Origin of the sequence: Aeribacillus sp. FSL W8-0870, assembly GCF_037963755.1 — a bacterium.
In the GTDB taxonomy this organism is placed as follows: Bacteria; Bacillota; Bacilli; order Bacillales; family Aeribacillaceae; genus Aeribacillus; species Aeribacillus composti.
The window spans coordinates 1,581,128-1,596,661 of record NZ_CP150165.1; the positions used below are offsets into that span (position 1 = coordinate 1,581,128).

A 15,534-nucleotide genomic window follows, 5' to 3' on the forward strand; every position below is an offset into this window, starting at 1 on the left:
CTCTTTAAATGCTCATTTTTTAGCAGAATTCAAGAAGTTTGGCAGTTGATCGAACATTTTACTGAAGGTAATGACAGCTTCTTTTTCTTCTTCGTTTTATGTGCAGCCTTTCATAAAGAGTATTTTTGTCTCCAAGAGCTTCAACTGTGATGATTGGAAATTGAACATTTTTCCCACCTAATGACGCATTGATTAGCATCTTTCAACTCTTTGTCCTAATTCGAGCTGTCTGACGTAGAGAATGAACGGAAATACAGCTCTACATGATCTTTTGCTCTAGCTCAACTATTTTTGAGAAAGTTTGGCTGGCTTCATTGTTCGCTTCCGTCTCAAAGATGCTCTTAAGTTCATGCGATTTATTGAGCAATGGGTCCATGTTTCCCATTTCATTTCAATCAAATCTTTTCATATAACAGAGAGAGCATACGGTTTCAAAGGGGAGAAGCCCTCGCATCAGTTCCAACCTTTATTGGCGAAGAAACGTATCTATCATTTAGAATCAGTGTAAATAAACACAATTGCCGGAGCCAGAGGAACTGAATGCAGCGGTTCGAACGGTGATGTCATTTAATCGACTTGGTTAATTAAACAAAAAACAATCTGCACATGCTCCAGCTTCGGGCTTCTGATTCGATTTCCAGCTTCTTGTAATTGAAAGCTGCGAAAAAAGGAATATTATTTTTCATGATGTAAGCAAATTTCGACATAATTTTAAAGCTGCTCATTATATGTTATGGTTAGGATGTTTTTTAAAATGAAGGCACTGGAGGATGAATAACGATGCGAGCTGTTCAACCGGTATTGTCTCTAGAAGAAAAGCAATTGCTTGTCGCAATTTTGTTTCGCAACCATTTTGCGATTGAATTGGTTGTGAGCGAAATCAATGATATTGAATGCGGAAAAAAAGAGTTTGATTTATGTACATACAAAAAATTAGTGGAGCTTTATGACAAAATCCGTTCGCATACGTAACCTGTATCCTTGTGAGGACCAGTTTTTGAGTATGAGAGGCATCTGAACGATGCTCTTTGCAAGAGCATCGCTTTTCGCAGAAATGTAAGTTTATCGCGTGATAAAACGCTTACATAATGATATCATAAAATAGGAAGTTTCTTTTTGGTAAATGGAACACATTTTCCAGATCATATGTTATGATTAAAATGAAATGTCAAAGTGAGAGGAAGAAACGAATGACAAAAGTTTTTTCTGAAGAATTTACAAATATTTCGATTAAAGATTTGATGATACCTGCAGATAAAGTGGCTCATGTCCAAATGGGAAATAACTTAGAGCATGCATTATTAGTGTTGACGAAAACAGGCTATACAGCTGTTCCGGTTTTGGATGCTCAATATCGCTTGCACGGGCTGATTACGACGAATTTGATCATGGATTCAATTTTAGGATTGGAACGAATCGAATTTGAGCGTTTGCAAAATATGAAAGTAGAAGAAGTAATGAACAAAGATGTTTCCAGATTGAATGTATCGGATGATTGGATGAAGGCGCTGAAGCTCGTTATTAATCATACGTTTGTATGTATAACGAATGAGGACGGTGTTTTAGAGGGGATTTTTACAAGAAGGGTCATCTTAAAAAAGCTCCATAAACAACTAATGATATTAAATTCCAGGTTTCCCAAATAAAAACGCCCTTGCCGGCGTTTTTATTTCATATTGGCTCAATAGTTTCGAATCCATCCAACCTTCAAATAATGAAAATATAGATATTGTTTTTTTGGAAAGCAATTGAACGAATGCGAATGCTATGGCAAAATGAATTCATGCTTACAAACGATTGAAAGTGATTTTCAAATGAGGTGATCGTGATGAAAGAGGCGCTTATTGACAAAGATAGGGGAAAACTAGACCATAAAGAAACAAAGCGTCCGTTCGTTTTAGCTGCCGTCATGCTGGCGATGTTTATGGCTGCAGTTGAGGCAACGATCGTTTCCACAGCAATGCCTGCCATTGTCGCAGAAATTGGCGGTTTTTCAAAATATAGCTGGATTTTTTCTTCCTATTTATTAATGAATTCCGTAACGATTTTAATATATGGTAAATTGGCGGATTTGTTTGGAAGAAAACCGATTTTTGCTTTTGGCATCATTATTTTTTTAATTGGCTCTGTGCTTTGCGGTCTCGCCGATTCGATGGAAACTTTAATTATATACCGTTTTATACAAGGGATTGGAGCCGGAGCTGTGATGCCAGTCGCCACAACAATTGTCGGCGATATTTATACTGTAGAAGAAAGAGCCAAAATACAAGGATATTTGTCCAGTGTATGGGGAATTTCTGCAATAATCGGTCCCGTTTTAGGTGGCTTGTTCGTTGAGTACATAAGCTGGAAGTTTGTATTTTGGGTGAATGTTCCTTTAGGCATTTTATCAATGGCAGGAATCGGTCTGTTTTTGAATGAACGCATTGATAAGAAAAAGTCGAGCATTGATTATGCAGGCGCCATGTTCATGCTTATTGCGATCAGCTTGTTGATGATCGTCCTTGTCGAAGGAGGAGTCCGCTGGTCTTGGACTTCCTGGGAGGTTGCGGCGTTATTAGCTGTTGCATGCTGCTTCTTTATATTGTTTATTTTTCAGGAAAATCGGGCCGATGATCCGATGATGCCGCTTTCGCTTTGGAAAAATCGCTCCATTTTGCTTGCGAATGTAACGTCCTTGACGACCGGGATGATGCTTATGGGCATTTCCACCTTTTTGCCGACATTTGTGCAAGGTGTTATGGGAAAATCGGCAATGGTGGCTGGATTCACGCTGACAACGATGTCAATCGGATGGCCGATTGCTTCAACAGTAGCGGGGAGGATTTATTTAAAAGCCGGCTTTCGTGCCACATCAATTTTAGGAGGCATTTTTTTATTGGCCGGCAGTCTTGTCTTTGTTATGCTTTCAGCAGATGACGGACCTGTTCATGCTATGATCGGCTCTTTTTTACTCGGCGTCGGAATGGGGCTGACATCGACCTCGTTCATTGTATCGATTCAATCGGCGGTTGATTGGAAAGAACGCGGAATTGCCACCGCCACCAATATGTTTATGCGAAATCTCGGTAACACCGTCGGCGCCGCTTTGCTCGGCGGGATTTTAAACAGCAAGCTGCAAACATATTTGGAGGAGCATAGTGCTGGAAAAAACTTAAACATTGATTCGGCCAACAACCTATTGAATCCAGAATCAGATCTTTCCGGTCCTATAAAAGAGGTTCTTGAGTCTGGTTTGAGCATTGCTCTTCACCATGTTTATTTCGTCGTCTTTTTATTAGCAATTTTGAGCGTTCTTTTTATTTTCTTTCTTCCGAAGAGAGAATTAAAATGAATGTTTTTTGCTAAACTTGTTATGACGGAAAAGCAAAAATATTTTATAATGTTTTTGAACTATTGAATCCACTAAGGAAAGGGTTTAGCGATGCAAATTTCGGAATTGCAAATCCTTGTGACTTTGTCTGAAGAAAAAAATATGAGAAAAGCGGCTGACCGACTTTTTGTTTCCCAGCCTGCTTTGTCGCAGCGTCTTCAGTCGATCGAAAAAGCATGGGGATTTAAAATTTTTTTGCGCTCACAAAAGGGATTGACTCTTACACCGGCAGGAGAAAAAGTTGTCCAGTTTGCAAAAGAAATGATTGAAAAGGAAGAGAAGGTAAGAGAGGAAATCTCTGTTTTGGAAGGAGAAGTGTACGGGACGTTAAAGCTTGCAGTGGCATCTATAATCGGCCAGCACTGGCTTCCAAAAGTTTTGAAAAAATATGTACAAAAATACCCTCAGGCGGAAATTTCACTTATAACCGGGTGGTCAAGCGAAATATTAAAATGTTTATATGAAGATGATATTCATATCGGAATCATACGCGGAAACCCTGATTGGAAAGGGTTTAAACAGCATTTGCTGGAAGATACTTTGTATTTAGTTGACACAGAAATTCAAAGCATCGATGATTTAGTACACACAGAGCGGCCTTTTATTCAATTTAAAAGTGATTCTACATACTATCAAGAAATACAAGAATGGTGGCACAGGCAATTTAAAAACCCGCCAAAAAGGACAATTGTCGTTGATCAGATCGAGACGTGCAAGCAAATGGCGTATCATGGTATCGGCTTTGCGATTTTGCCTTCTGTCAGCATTGATGAAAAGGATGGTTCGATCTTTCGACTGCCACTCATTGATCATGAAGGAAAGCCGATTAAAAGGGATACTTGGTTGATCGGGCATGAATCATCGTTAAAGCTTAAACAAGTGCAGGCGTTTATGGAAATCGTCCATCAATTTATTAATGAATGATAAATTTGCTTGTCAATTGATTCTTTTCTTTGATACAGTAATGGGGGTACAGAAAAACAGAGAGGAGTATTGCGATGAAAATGATGGATGCAAACGAAATTATTTCATTTATACAAAACAGTAAAAAAACGACTCCTGTAAAAGTTTATGTAAAAGGTCAATTAGAAGGAATCAACTTTGGAGAACAGTCCAAAACATTTATTACTGGAAACACAGGCATCATCTTTGGAGAATGGTCTGAAATTGAACAAGCACTAGCAGAAAACAAAGATAAAATTGAAGACTATGTTGTTGAAAATGACCGCCGGAACTCAGCGATCCCGCTTCTTGATTTAAAAGGCGTAAAAGCGAGAATTGAACCAGGTGCAATCATCCGTGATCAAGTGGAAATCGGAGATAATGCGGTCATCATGATGGGGGCAGTGATCAATATCGGCGCCGTCATTGGTGAAGGAACGATGATTGACATGAATGCAACATTGGGCGGTCGTGCAACGGTTGGTAAAAACTGCCACATTGGTGCCGGAGCGGTTTTAGCTGGTGTAATTGAGCCGCCTTCTGCAAAACCTGTCGTAATCGAAGATGATGTTTTGATCGGAGCAAACGCCGTCATTTTAGAAGGTGTAAGGGTAGGAAAAGGCGCGGTTGTTGCAGCTGGTGCTGTTGTAGTGGAAGATGTTGAACCGTACACAGTTGTTGCAGGTGTTCCTGCGAAAAAAATTAAAGATATTGACGAAAAAACGAAAGCGAAAATTGAAATTAAGCAAGAATTGCGGCAGCTCTAAATTCGAAGCGTGGACAGCGTCCACGCTTATCCTTTAGGAGGGGACTCATATGAATAAGGATGCGCTTATTGCCATTCGCCGTGATTTGCATAAAATACCTGAACTCGGATTTCAAGAACATAAAACACAAAAATATTTATTAGATTATATTCATTCGCTGCCGAACGAAAGGCTTGAAGTGAAAACATGGAGAACAGGTATTTTCGTGAAGGTCCATGGAACAAATCCTCGAAAAATGATAGCCTACCGGACAGATATTGACGGATTGCCGATTGAAGAAAAAACGGGGCTTTCATTTCAATCAGAACATCCAGGCTTGATGCATGCTTGCGGTCACGACTTTCATATGACGATCGCTTTGGGGGTTTTAACTCATTTCGCCTATCATCCGATTCAAGATGATCTGCTATTCATCTTTCAGCCGGCAGAAGAAGGGCCCGGCGGTGCAGAGCCGATGCTAAACAGCGAGATTATGCAACAATGGATGCCGGATATGATCACTGCGCTTCACATTGCTCCAGAGCTTCCGGTTGGAACTATCGGAATGAAGCCTGGACTACTTTTTGCAAATACGTCCGAGTTGTTTATCGATTTAACCGGGAAGGGAGGCCATGCCGCTTTTCCGCACACGACACATGATATGGTCGTCGCTGCTTGCTCCCTTGTCACCCAGCTGCAATCCATCGTTAGCCGCAATATAGATCCTTTGGATAGTGCTGTAATTACCATTGGAAAAATTGCAAGCGGCACGATACAAAATATAATTGCGGATCACGCCAGATTGGAAGGAACGATTCGCACATTTTCTGTCGAATCGATGGAAAAAGTGAAAAAGCGGATTGAAGACATGGTCAAAGGTATAGAAATCGGCTACCAATGCAAAGCAGAAATTGACTGGGGTTCGATGTATTATCAAGTGTGGAATGATGAAGCGTTATCAAAAGAATTTATGGAGTTTGTCCAGAATGAAACAGAAATTCAACTCCACGTATGCAAAGAAGCGATGACTGGGGAAGATTTCGGCTATATGCTGGCGAAAATTCCAGGATTTATGTTTTGGCTTGGAGTTGATTCTCCTTACGGCCTTCATCATGCGAAGCTTTCACCAAATGAACAAGCAATCTTTAAAGCGGTCGATCTTATTTGTCAATATTTTGAATGGAAAGGTAATAAATAGAAGATTCATAGCCTCCTGCATAAAGCAGGAGCAAAAAAATTAGCAATACGTTCTATACAAACACGAAGTCATAATTAAAAAGGAAAGGGGATGAGATATCATCCTCTTTCCTTTTGATGCTCGTTCTTATGAATCATCACTTGATGAGGGAACGGAATTTCGATGCCGTTTTCATCAAGCACTTCTTTTAGCCATTTCCGGAGTTTTCTTTCAACAGCCCACTGCTCCATGTTTTTCGTTTTGGCGATGATGCGGATAATCACATCAGACGAGCCGAAATTTTGCACGCCTAAAACGTCCGGACCTTCCACAACTTCTTCAGTTTCTTTTGCAAATTGGTCGCAAGCTTCTTGAAGAATGGACATGACCCGATTTAAGTCTTCATTATACGATATGCTGATATCAACGAGGGCTTGCATATTTCCTCTAGAATGATTGGAAAGGCCGACAATCTGCCTGTTTGGAACATAATGCAATGTGCCGTCAAAGCCTCGGATTTGCGTCGTTCGTAAACCGACAGCTTCCACAATGCCTGAATAATTGCCTGTAGTGACATAATCTCCAACATCAAGTTGTTTTTCTAGGAGAAGGAAAAATCCTGTCACAACATCGCTGACGAGCCCTTGAGCTCCAAAGCCGATCGCAAGACCAACAACCCCAGCCCCGGCTAAAAGCGCTGTGACATTGTAGCCAAACACTTGAAAAACGGTAACAATAAAAATGAAAAACAGGGCATAATGAAAGAAATTCAAAACTAATGTTTGCAGCGTTTTAGCCCGCGTGGTGGAAATTTCCTTCCGATTCTCAAGCCCCTCAAACATTTTGTGAATAATTTTATTGCCGATTGATTTGACGATAATATATGCAATGTAAATTCCAATAAGCTTGGCCAAAACTTCTCCTGATTTTAAAGCCAGATCAGCCCAATCAATAGATTCAAAAAAGTTCAAAACCATTTCCCCTTTCTTTTCAAGCCAATCATTTGGTTATTTGACGGGATCGTGTTAAACTGAATGTACAGTTGAAAGTTTAGCATAGAAAAAGGAATTTTCAATGATTGTTACATTTTTTTAATGATAGCGGCGAAAATTGGAAATAGTATTATTGTTCTCTTCACCGCAATGAAAATGTAAAACAGATTATTTAAATTAATTATTATTTAAAATTGACTAAAATTTTGTTGTTATATATAATAGTAATCGGAGGAAGGATATTGAGAAAATACTCAATTCATTCTCATTTGTTTTTGAAGGAAACGATCAAAAAGTTTCCTTTAAAATAAAATTTTAAAATGGAGGGTTACATAATGGCAGAGCGTTTGGTTGGTAAACAAGCTCCACGTTTTGAAATGGATGCCGTTTTGCCAAACAAAGAGTTTGGTAAAGTAAGCTTGGAAGAAATCATGAAACAAGGAAAATGGACAGTTCTTTTCTTTTATCCAATGGACTTCACTTTCGTTTGTCCAACTGAAATCACAGCTATTTCTGACCGTTATGAAGAATTTGAAGATCTTGATGCAGAAGTGATTGGTGTATCAACTGACACAATTCACACACACTTAGCTTGGATTAAAACTCCTCGCGAAGAGAACGGTTTAGGCGATATTAAATATCCGCTTGCAGCAGATACAAATCATCAAGTATCAAGAGACTACGGCGTTTTAATCGAAGAAGAAGGAGTTGCTCTTCGCGGATTGTTCATCATCAATCCAGAAGGCGAACTTCAATATCAAACAGTATTCCATAACAACATTGGCCGCGATGTTGATGAAACATTGCGTGTACTTCAAGCGCTTCAAACTGGCGGACTTTGCCCAGCAAACTGGAAGCCTGGTCAAGAAACGCTTAAAGTATAATGAAGCTTTTCATTCAAAGGGCCTAGCAGTACGTTAGGCCTTTTTTCAAACGATTATTTTTTTGATATTCATTCTTCAAGGAGGAAACGCAAATGAAATTACGTGAGCCAATGCCTGAATTAGTCGGAGCAACAACTTGGCTGAATGGCGAAGTAACGAAAGAGCAATTAATCGGTGAAAAACCAACATTAATCCATTTTTGGTCAATCAGCTGCCATTTGTGTAAAGAAGCAATGCCGAAAGTAAATGAGTTCCGCGATCAATATAAAGATAAACTGAACGTAGTAGCTGTTCATATGCCTCGCTCCGAAAAGGATTTAGATATTGATGATATTAAAAAAGTAGCGGAAGAACACGGGATTACGCAACCGATCTTTGTTGACAACGAACATAAATTAACCGATGCTTTTGAAAATCAATATGTACCTGCATATTATGTTTTTGACAAAAACGGCATTCTTCGCCACTTCCAAGCAGGAGGAAGCGGAATGAAAATGCTGGAAAAACGTGTTAATCGGGTGTTAGCGGAAACAGAAAACGCTGAATGATTCAACCATCTGCAAAACATTGCAGGTGGTTTTTCATTTTAGAAATACCTTTCCGGCTTTGAAAGGACTTGTTTTTATTGCTTCGAAGCTTTCAAAAGATAAGCATCTCCATTTACCATTCATCCGGCATCCTTTTTCCAGCTCTCAATCCTAAAGAAATGATTCACATTCCAAATCACAACATGCTATAATAAATGATGCTAGTTTGAACAAAAAGGAGCATAGGTGGATGGCAAAACAATCACAAATTTTTTCCATTATGAATCTATTAAAGGTGCTTTTGGCTGTCATCGTTATCCTTTTCCTATTTTATTTGCTTGCGTTTAACGACGTCGTCGTGCGTTTTATATCTCTGCTATTAAATGGATGTTTAGTTGTTCTCGCCTTCCTTGTCTATCGGAAAATAGACTATATGATAAAGATGAAAGAAGATCGAAAAGAGCCTATTCAAACCGAAAAGCTGCCTGATGAAACAGAAATGGCGCGAAAAGAACAGCAATTAAATAAACTTGAGCTTGATAAAACGCAATTGTTGGAGGAGCTATTAACAAAAGCCGGTATCGAAGAGGAAGAAAAACAAAAGTACCGAGCCAAAATTAGAGAAAAAGAGGATGAAGCTTCAAAGCTTCAACAAGAGCTGGCATTCATGAAAGGCCGGATTGCCAACTTGATTTTAAAAAGAGATCCTGAGATCGAGCGGATTGTCCTGCTGCTTGATGCAGATTTTATATTAAATCATTCGTTAGTGGAAATTAATCAAAGGTTTCAGGAAATTAGCGGCAGTTTTTCTGAACAATCCATCGAGCATTTGAAAAAGGCTAATTATATTGATCAACATTTGCAATTTACTCGAATTGGTTATCGTGAATTATTAAAGACAGCAAAAAGGATCAATTAACCGTTAGCTTGTATTTTTCTATATTTTATGATTTAATGAAATTAAATGAAAATTTCATAATATTAACATACCACTAGGGGAGCCGAAAGGCTGAGAAAGGCGTGTGCCTTGACCCTTTGAACCTGATCTAGATCATACTAGCGTAGGGAAGTGGTGCAGTAATATCGAAACCTGTCTATGGGTTTTGTATATACTTGCCCGTTCCCTTATATTGGGAACGGGCTTTTTGCATTACATGGCTGGTTGGCAAACCATTTTTCAAAACAAAATGTTAAGAAAGGGGAGACAACGTGTTACAAACGCTATTTCAGCAAATTGATGAAAGGGAAGAAGAACTTCTGAATCTTCTAAAAACACTCGTATCGTTTGAAACGCCGAGCCCTCCGGCAAGAAATGCAAAAGAGGCTCAAAAGTATGTCGCCTCATATTTGGAAGACATCGGCTTTTCCATTGATCAATGGGATTTATATGAACAAGATCCAGTCGTAGTAGGAACGAAAAAAGGAAAAGATCCAGAAAATTACCACAGTTTAATTATTAACGGGCATATTGATGTCGCTTCAATCGAAGAGGGAGAAGAATGGCTAACGCCTCCTTTTGAGGCAACGGTTAAAGGGGATTACATATACGGACGCGGTGTAGCGGATATGAAAGGGGGAATGGCTGCCAGTCTGTTTGCATTAAAGCTGCTGCAAGAAAACGGCATTGAGCCGGGAGGGGATATCATTTTTCAGTCCGTCGTCGGAGAAGAAGTAGGCGAAGCAGGAACAAAATCGTGCTGCGACCGGGGATATCGAGCTGATTTTGCCATCGTTGTCGATTCAAGTAACTGTGAAATACAAGGGCAAGGCGGGGTGATCACGGGCTGGATTACGATTGAAAGCCCCGAGACATTTCACGATGGCACGAGAAGACAAATGATTCATGCCGGCGGGAAGCTTTTTGGGGCAAGCGCGATTGAAAAAATGATGAAAATTATTGAAGGACTGCGAGAGCTTGAACAGCATTGGGCAGTGATGAAAACGAGCAAAGGCTTTCCGCCTGGTTCTGCCACAATTAATCCTGCAGTGATTGAAGGTGGAAGGCACGCCGCTTTTGTGGCCGATAAATGTTCCCTTTGGATTACCGTTCACTATTACCCGGAAGAGCATTATGTAGAGGTGATCCGGGAAATTGAAGAACATATCCATCATGTTGCAATGGCTGATCCATGGCTTCGGAAATATCCTCCGAAATTTAAATGGGGCGGCACATCGATGATTGAAGATCGAGGAGAAATTTTCCCAGCTTTTTCATATGACGAACATTCACTCGGAGTGAAAACATTACAAAAAGCACATAAACTGGCATTTAATGAGGAAGCAAAGCTGACGATGTCCCCTACTGTGACAGACGGCGGCTGGCTGAGTGAAGCGGGAATTCCCGTCGTTTTATATGGACCGGGCACGCTTGAAGATGCACATTCGGTGAATGAAAAGCTGTCCATCCCCCAATTAAAAACATTTACAAAATCGCTGATCGCGTTTTTATTTGATTGGTATCAGAAAAAACGATGACAATTACAAAAGCTGCGAAAGGGGTAATTCAAATGTTTACAGACCGATTGTATAAAACTGCAAAACCGATTTGGGAAGCGAGTTACCATCATCCGTTTGTTCAAGGAATCGGCAATGGGACGCTGGATATCGACAAATTTCGCTTTTTTATGGAGCAGGATTATCTTTATTTAATCGAATACTGCCGCCTGTTTGCCCTTGGAAGCTTAAAGGCTCACAATCTTCAAACAATGACAGTTTTTGCTGATCTTCTACATTCGACGTTAAAAGTGGAAATGGATTTGCATCGTCAATACGCTGAAAGAATAGGAATAGAGAAGGAAAAATTAGAACAAGTTCAGCCTGCTGCTACAACCGTTGCATATACAAGCTACATGTTAAATGTGTCGCAGCGAGGATCATTGGCAGAACTGGTTGCCGCAGTCCTTCCATGTACATGGAGCTATTATGAAATCGGCACACGCTTACATGAGATTCCTGGTGCCAGTGAACATGAGTTTTACGGCGAGTGGGTAAAAATGTACGCATCAACAGAATTCGGTGAATTGGCAAAATGGCTGAAAGATTTAATGAATGAGCTTGCAGAAGGAAAACGGGAAGAAGAATTGAAATGGCTGGAGGATATTTTTGTTACAACGAGCAAATACGAATATATGTTTTGGGAAATGTCTGAACGAAAAGAAATGTGGCCAATCGAAATCAATTCTTAATATAGGAGAGAATGAACATGAAATTTACTGAAAAAATTCGAACAAAAGCAGATCCGATATGGCAGGCCAGCTTCGATCATCCATTTGTAAAAGGTATTGCTGATGGGAGTTTGCCGCTTGAATGTTTTCGTTATTACGTTTTACAAGATTCGTATTATTTAAGCCATTTTGCAAAAGTGCAATCGTATGGAGCGGCAAAAGCAAACGATTTATATACGACATCGCGAATGGCTCAGCATGCACAAGGAACATTTGAAGCGGAATTATCTCTTCATGAAACATTTGCCAAACAGCTGGGAATCACAGAGGAGGAGAAGGCGAATTTTAAGCCGGCCCCAACGGCGTACGCCTATACTTCCCATTTATATCGCGCGGCGATCAACGGTCACTTAGGCGATATTATTGCTGCAATACTTCCGTGCTATTGGCTATATTACGAAATTGGCGAAAAATTAAAAGATGCGAAGCCAAAAGAACCGATTTATCAACAATGGATTGCGGCTTATGGGGGCGATTGGTTTAAGCAGCTTGTCGAAGAACAAATTGACAGGCTGGATGAAATCGCACAACAAACGATAGAAGCCGATCTAAAAAGAATGGAAGAGCATTTTATCATCAGCAGTCAATATGAATTAGCGTTTTGGGAAATGGCTTACCGTTTAGAAAAATGGGAAGTGGAACCAAAAATCAGTCAATAAAGGAGTTTGATCATAATGAAAGGATTAAAACTGACAGACATTCTAGTAACAATTGTTATTTCGATCGTTTTTGGAATTGTTTATAAACTATGGGGACCGCTTTACTATGCGGTCAAGCCGATCGGGCTGCATGTCGACCAGCTCATATACGGTATGTGGTTTATTGCTGCGACGGTCGCCTTTCTTATTATTCGCAAGCCTGGAGTAGCGCTGATAGCGGAAACAGCAGCGGCATCTGCAGAATTTATAACCGGCTCTGAATTCGGCATAGAGGTTCTTCTTTACGGAATCGTCCAAGGACTATTTGCAGAGATCATTTTTGCGATTTTTCGATATAAAAAGTTTAATATCGGTGTTGTCATGTTGGCTGCAGCCGCTTCAGCAGCTGGTTCGCTAATTATGGATCTTTATAAAGGCTATATAGATGACTTAGTATTTTGGAACTTGCTATTATTCATTGGAGCTCGATTGATTGGCTCAATCATTATTGCCGGCGCGTTTGCCTATTATCTAGTGAAATCTTTGGAAGCAACAGGAGTGACTAATTTAGTAAGACCTGCGTCGCATGAAGATTATGACGCACTGAACTAGAGGTGGCAAACATGGATCTAGTATGCGAAGTGAAAAATTTACGATTAAAATATCCTGGAGAGGAATCCTTGCTTTTTAAGGATGTATCCTCTTCTTTCTATAAGGGAGAAAAAGTCTTGCTTCTTGGTCCTTCCGGCTGTGGGAAATCGACGTTTTTGCAGGTGCTAAGCGGTTTAATTCCAAAATCTATTGAAGTTCCGATGAAAGCAGAAAAAATCTTGACTCCGTCATCTTGGGGATATGTGTTTCAAGATCCTGACACGCAATTTTGCATGCCGTATGTAGATGAAGAAATGGCTTTTGTTATGGAAAATTTGCAAGTGAAAAGAGAACAAATGCATGAAAAAATGCGAGTTTACCTGGAAATGGTCGGCCTTCATTTTGATGATCTTCATATCAGCATTCAATCATTATCAGGCGGCATGAAGCAACGGCTGGCGATCGCCACTGTTTTAGCATTGCATCCAGACGTGTTATTTTTGGACGAGCCGACTGCAATGCTGGATCCGGAAGGGACAAAAGCGGTATGGGACACGATGAAACAAGCAGCTCAAGATAAAACAGTTATCATCGTTGAACATAAAATTGATCATGTTCTTGACTTTGTCGACCGCATACTTTTATTTAATCAAAAAGGACAAATCGTCGCAGACGGTCCGAAAGAACAAATTTTTTCTCGGTATCGGAAAGAAATTCGCGAAGACGGCATTTGGTATCCCGGTGTATGGGAGGATTATCTTCGTGATAAGCAGGGGTATTACAAAAAGACCCCTTTAAAAGAACAGGTCGTAATTGAGCTTGAGCAATTTAAAGGATATCGAAAGAAGGAAGTCAAAATCGATGTACCATATGGAAAGGTTCATGCAGGTGAATGGATTGCGATAGTGGGGAAAAACGGCGCCGGAAAGAGCACTTTGTTACATTCATTGATGCAGTTTATACAAACGACCGGCACTTATTTGCTGTTAGAAAAAGAAGCAAAGAAAATAAAAAAGCTTTCCAACATGCTGTCGTTCGTTTTTCAAAATCCGGAATTTCAATTTGTCACCAATTCAGTTTACGATGAAATTGCTTATTCGTTGAGGATTGAACGGATGAAAGAAGAAGAAATTCGAACAAAAGTAGAAGAAATGCTCGAATTATTTCATTTACAGAAGCACCGCCATCAACACCCTTATCAGCTTTCAATGGGACAAAAAAGAAGATTGAGTGTTGCCGCTTCAATCATTAAAAAACAGCCGATCATGCTTTTAGATGAACCGACTTTTGGGCAAGACTCATCAAATACGTTTCAGCTCTTGGAGCTTTTAGAACATTATCGCAAACAAGGGTCTACCATTTTGATGGTGACACATGATGAACAAATAGCAAAGCATATGGCGACAAGAGTTTGGCGGATCGAAGGCGGGAAGCTCGTAGAGGATGAAATTCATTCTTGTGAGGATGAGCAGATGTATGTTCAGATATAGGGGGATCTACAATGGATTTTGACATAAAAGAAACATGGCTGCATAAAATCAACCCGAGCTTAAAGCTATTGTTTCTGATCGTTTTATTTATTAGTGTTCTGTTTATTCACAACATTAATTTTTTAATCAACTACACAGTTTCCGCCTTTCTTTTATTTGCTTTTTTTACCGGTCATCCGATGAAGCGCATACTTTTATTGCTGATTCCATTCGTGCTTATTTTTGTGTCGACTGCTACCTCCATGATCTTTTTTGGAAAAGGTGAGACAACATGGTGGAAATGGGGGCTGATCCATATTACAGAAGAAAGCTTTTATCGCGGTCTTCATTTAGGATTTCGTGCCCTTATCTTCGCTCTGCTTGGGTTAATGTTTTCGTTAACGACAAGACCGGTTTTTTTATTTTATTCGTTAATGCAGCAATTAAAGTTGAAGCCTAAATATGCTTACAGCTTTATGGCAGGCATTCGTTTAATCCCTATTATGATCGAAGAGTTTCAAACAATACGGCAAGCGATGATTGTAAGAGGTGTTGAACAAAGAAAAGGCTTAGCGAATTTTTTTCATAAATTGAAAGCATACTCGATTCCGCTGCTATCGCAAAGCATTCGCAGAGCGCACAGAATTGCTGTAGCGATGGAGGCGAAAAGATTTTCGAATGACACAAAAAGAACGTTTTACTACGAAATCGGGTTTTCCAAATACGATCTTTGCTTTGTCCTTTATTTTATAATCGCTATTTTGTTAAGCTACTATGCAGCTAAGATGCTTCCGTTTTTCCCGGTTACAGATGTAAGGTATATTGAATAAATGGCAGCCGGCTGCAAAATGCTTTTTCATAATTGCTGCATGGTAGATTTAAATGATTGAATAGTCCCGAAAGCATCCAAGTAAAGTGATTGTCCCAACTTACGAAACGATGGACAGTGTCAAACAATTTTTTCTGAAAAG

Annotated in this window: 16 protein-coding genes and 1 riboswitch; of the genes, 15 read left to right on the forward strand and 1 reads right to left on the reverse strand. The window is 39.8% G+C overall.

Translation table 11 applies throughout. The features are described 5' to 3' along the window. Positions 1–780: 780 nt before the first annotated feature. The 6 genes from abbA to NSU02_RS07640 all read left to right on the forward strand — a co-directional run bounded on the left by abbA (position 781) and on the right by NSU02_RS07640 (position 6,259). Entirely contained in the window at positions 781–972 is a 192-nt protein-coding gene (gene abbA / locus NSU02_RS07615) for an antirepressor AbbA (RefSeq protein WP_066247994.1), read from the forward strand. Positions 973–1,190: 218 nt separating this feature from the next. Further along, complete coding sequence (gene cbpB / locus NSU02_RS07620) at positions 1,191–1,646, forward strand: cyclic-di-AMP-binding protein CbpB (protein ID WP_063386842.1); 456 nt, start codon at positions 1,191–1,193, stop codon at positions 1,644–1,646. A 182-nt stretch (positions 1,647–1,828) separates the two neighbouring features. After that, positions 1,829–3,334 carry an MDR family MFS transporter gene (locus tag NSU02_RS07625; RefSeq protein WP_063386843.1) on the forward strand — a complete coding sequence of 502 codons (1,506 nt, stop codon included), beginning with the start codon at positions 1,829–1,831 and terminating at the stop codon, positions 3,332–3,334. 90 nt (positions 3,335–3,424) lie between these two features. Next, positions 3,425–4,297, forward strand: coding sequence for a LysR family transcriptional regulator (locus tag NSU02_RS07630; protein ID WP_063386844.1), 873 nt, complete (start codon positions 3,425–3,427; stop codon positions 4,295–4,297). 74 nt (positions 4,298–4,371) lie between these two features. Further along, a complete protein-coding gene (gene dapD, locus NSU02_RS07635) occupies positions 4,372–5,082 on the forward strand; it encodes a 2,3,4,5-tetrahydropyridine-2,6-dicarboxylate N-acetyltransferase (protein WP_063386845.1) in 711 nt (236 codons plus the stop codon). 49 nt (positions 5,083–5,131) lie between these two features. Further along, entirely contained in the window at positions 5,132–6,259 is a 1,128-nt protein-coding gene (locus tag NSU02_RS07640) for an N-acetyldiaminopimelate deacetylase (RefSeq protein ID WP_063386846.1), read from the forward strand. Positions 6,260–6,357: 98 nt separating this feature from the next. Here NSU02_RS07640 and NSU02_RS07645 read toward each other — a convergent pair whose 3' ends face one another. Continuing rightward, positions 6,358–7,215, reverse strand: coding sequence for a mechanosensitive ion channel family protein (locus tag NSU02_RS07645; RefSeq protein ID WP_063386847.1), 858 nt, complete (start codon positions 7,213–7,215; stop codon positions 6,358–6,360). A 350-nt stretch (positions 7,216–7,565) separates the two neighbouring features. On the opposite strand from NSU02_RS07645, the gene NSU02_RS07650 reads away from it, so the two are divergent. From NSU02_RS07650 to NSU02_RS07690, 9 genes are all read left to right on the forward strand, one after another. Further along, positions 7,566–8,114, forward strand: coding sequence for a peroxiredoxin (locus tag NSU02_RS07650; RefSeq protein ID WP_063386848.1), 549 nt, complete (start codon positions 7,566–7,568; stop codon positions 8,112–8,114). Positions 8,115–8,206: 92 nt separating this feature from the next. Further along, the gene (locus tag NSU02_RS07655) at positions 8,207–8,662 is read left to right on the forward strand and encodes a TlpA disulfide reductase family protein (RefSeq protein ID WP_063386849.1); all 456 of its coding nucleotides are present in this window, start codon (positions 8,207–8,209) and stop codon (positions 8,660–8,662) included. Between the two features lie 229 nt (positions 8,663–8,891). Beyond that, positions 8,892–9,560, forward strand: a complete 669-nt coding sequence (locus NSU02_RS07660) for a DUF4149 domain-containing protein (RefSeq protein WP_339195082.1) — start codon at positions 8,892–8,894, stop codon at positions 9,558–9,560. 65 nt (positions 9,561–9,625) lie between these two features. Next, a riboswitch (TPP riboswitch) is annotated at positions 9,626–9,726 on the forward strand. A 124-nt stretch (positions 9,727–9,850) separates the two neighbouring features. Then, a complete protein-coding gene (locus NSU02_RS07665) occupies positions 9,851–11,116 on the forward strand; it encodes an acetylornithine deacetylase (RefSeq protein ID WP_311067163.1) in 1,266 nt (421 codons plus the stop codon). A 32-nt stretch (positions 11,117–11,148) separates the two neighbouring features. After that, complete coding sequence (tenA, locus tag NSU02_RS07670) at positions 11,149–11,826, forward strand: thiaminase II (protein WP_063386916.1); 678 nt, start codon at positions 11,149–11,151, stop codon at positions 11,824–11,826. Positions 11,827–11,843: 17 nt separating this feature from the next. Continuing rightward, positions 11,844–12,524 (forward strand): thiaminase II, encoded by a 681-nt coding sequence (gene tenA, locus NSU02_RS07675; protein ID WP_063386852.1) that lies wholly within the window; start codon positions 11,844–11,846, stop codon positions 12,522–12,524. A gap of 15 nt (positions 12,525–12,539) precedes the next feature. Then, positions 12,540–13,115, forward strand: coding sequence for an ECF transporter S component (locus tag NSU02_RS07680; RefSeq protein WP_063386853.1), 576 nt, complete (start codon positions 12,540–12,542; stop codon positions 13,113–13,115). 11 nt (positions 13,116–13,126) lie between these two features. Beyond that, a complete protein-coding gene (locus tag NSU02_RS07685) occupies positions 13,127–14,584 on the forward strand; it encodes an ATP-binding cassette domain-containing protein (protein ID WP_339195087.1) in 1,458 nt (485 codons plus the stop codon). Between the two features lie 11 nt (positions 14,585–14,595). After that, positions 14,596–15,393 carry an energy-coupling factor transporter transmembrane component T gene (locus tag NSU02_RS07690; RefSeq protein ID WP_066248752.1) on the forward strand — a complete coding sequence of 266 codons (798 nt, stop codon included), beginning with the start codon at positions 14,596–14,598 and terminating at the stop codon, positions 15,391–15,393. Positions 15,394–15,534: the final 141 nt, after the last annotated feature.

What these genes read in the sequence shown, in the direction of transcription:
- NSU02_RS07690 (WP_066248752.1), top strand. Translation starts at nt 14,596, where the DNA reads ATGGATTTTGACATAAAAGAAACATGGCTGCATAAAATCAACCCGAGC.
- NSU02_RS07685 (WP_339195087.1), top strand. Translation starts at nt 13,127, where the DNA reads ATGGATCTAGTATGCGAAGTGAAAAATTTACGATTAAAATATCCTGGA.
- NSU02_RS07640 (WP_063386846.1), top strand. Translation starts at nt 5,132, where the DNA reads ATGAATAAGGATGCGCTTATTGCCATTCGCCGTGATTTGCATAAAATA.
- NSU02_RS07625 (WP_063386843.1), top strand. Translation starts at nt 1,829, where the DNA reads ATGAAAGAGGCGCTTATTGACAAAGATAGGGGAAAACTAGACCATAAA.
- NSU02_RS07680 (WP_063386853.1), top strand. Translation starts at nt 12,540, where the DNA reads ATGAAAGGATTAAAACTGACAGACATTCTAGTAACAATTGTTATTTCG.
- abbA (WP_066247994.1), top strand. Translation starts at nt 781, where the DNA reads ATGCGAGCTGTTCAACCGGTATTGTCTCTAGAAGAAAAGCAATTGCTT.
- cbpB (WP_063386842.1), top strand. Translation starts at nt 1,191, where the DNA reads ATGACAAAAGTTTTTTCTGAAGAATTTACAAATATTTCGATTAAAGAT.
- NSU02_RS07660 (WP_339195082.1), top strand. Translation starts at nt 8,892, where the DNA reads ATGGCAAAACAATCACAAATTTTTTCCATTATGAATCTATTAAAGGTG.
- NSU02_RS07650 (WP_063386848.1), top strand. Translation starts at nt 7,566, where the DNA reads ATGGCAGAGCGTTTGGTTGGTAAACAAGCTCCACGTTTTGAAATGGAT.
- NSU02_RS07645 (WP_063386847.1), bottom strand. Translation starts at nt 7,215, where the DNA reads ATGGTTTTGAACTTTTTTGAATCTATTGATTGGGCTGATCTGGCTTTA.
- NSU02_RS07630 (WP_063386844.1), top strand. Translation starts at nt 3,425, where the DNA reads ATGCAAATTTCGGAATTGCAAATCCTTGTGACTTTGTCTGAAGAAAAA.
- dapD (WP_063386845.1), top strand. Translation starts at nt 4,372, where the DNA reads ATGAAAATGATGGATGCAAACGAAATTATTTCATTTATACAAAACAGT.
- NSU02_RS07655 (WP_063386849.1), top strand. Translation starts at nt 8,207, where the DNA reads ATGAAATTACGTGAGCCAATGCCTGAATTAGTCGGAGCAACAACTTGG.
- tenA (WP_063386916.1), top strand. Translation starts at nt 11,149, where the DNA reads ATGTTTACAGACCGATTGTATAAAACTGCAAAACCGATTTGGGAAGCG.
- tenA (WP_063386852.1), top strand. Translation starts at nt 11,844, where the DNA reads ATGAAATTTACTGAAAAAATTCGAACAAAAGCAGATCCGATATGGCAG.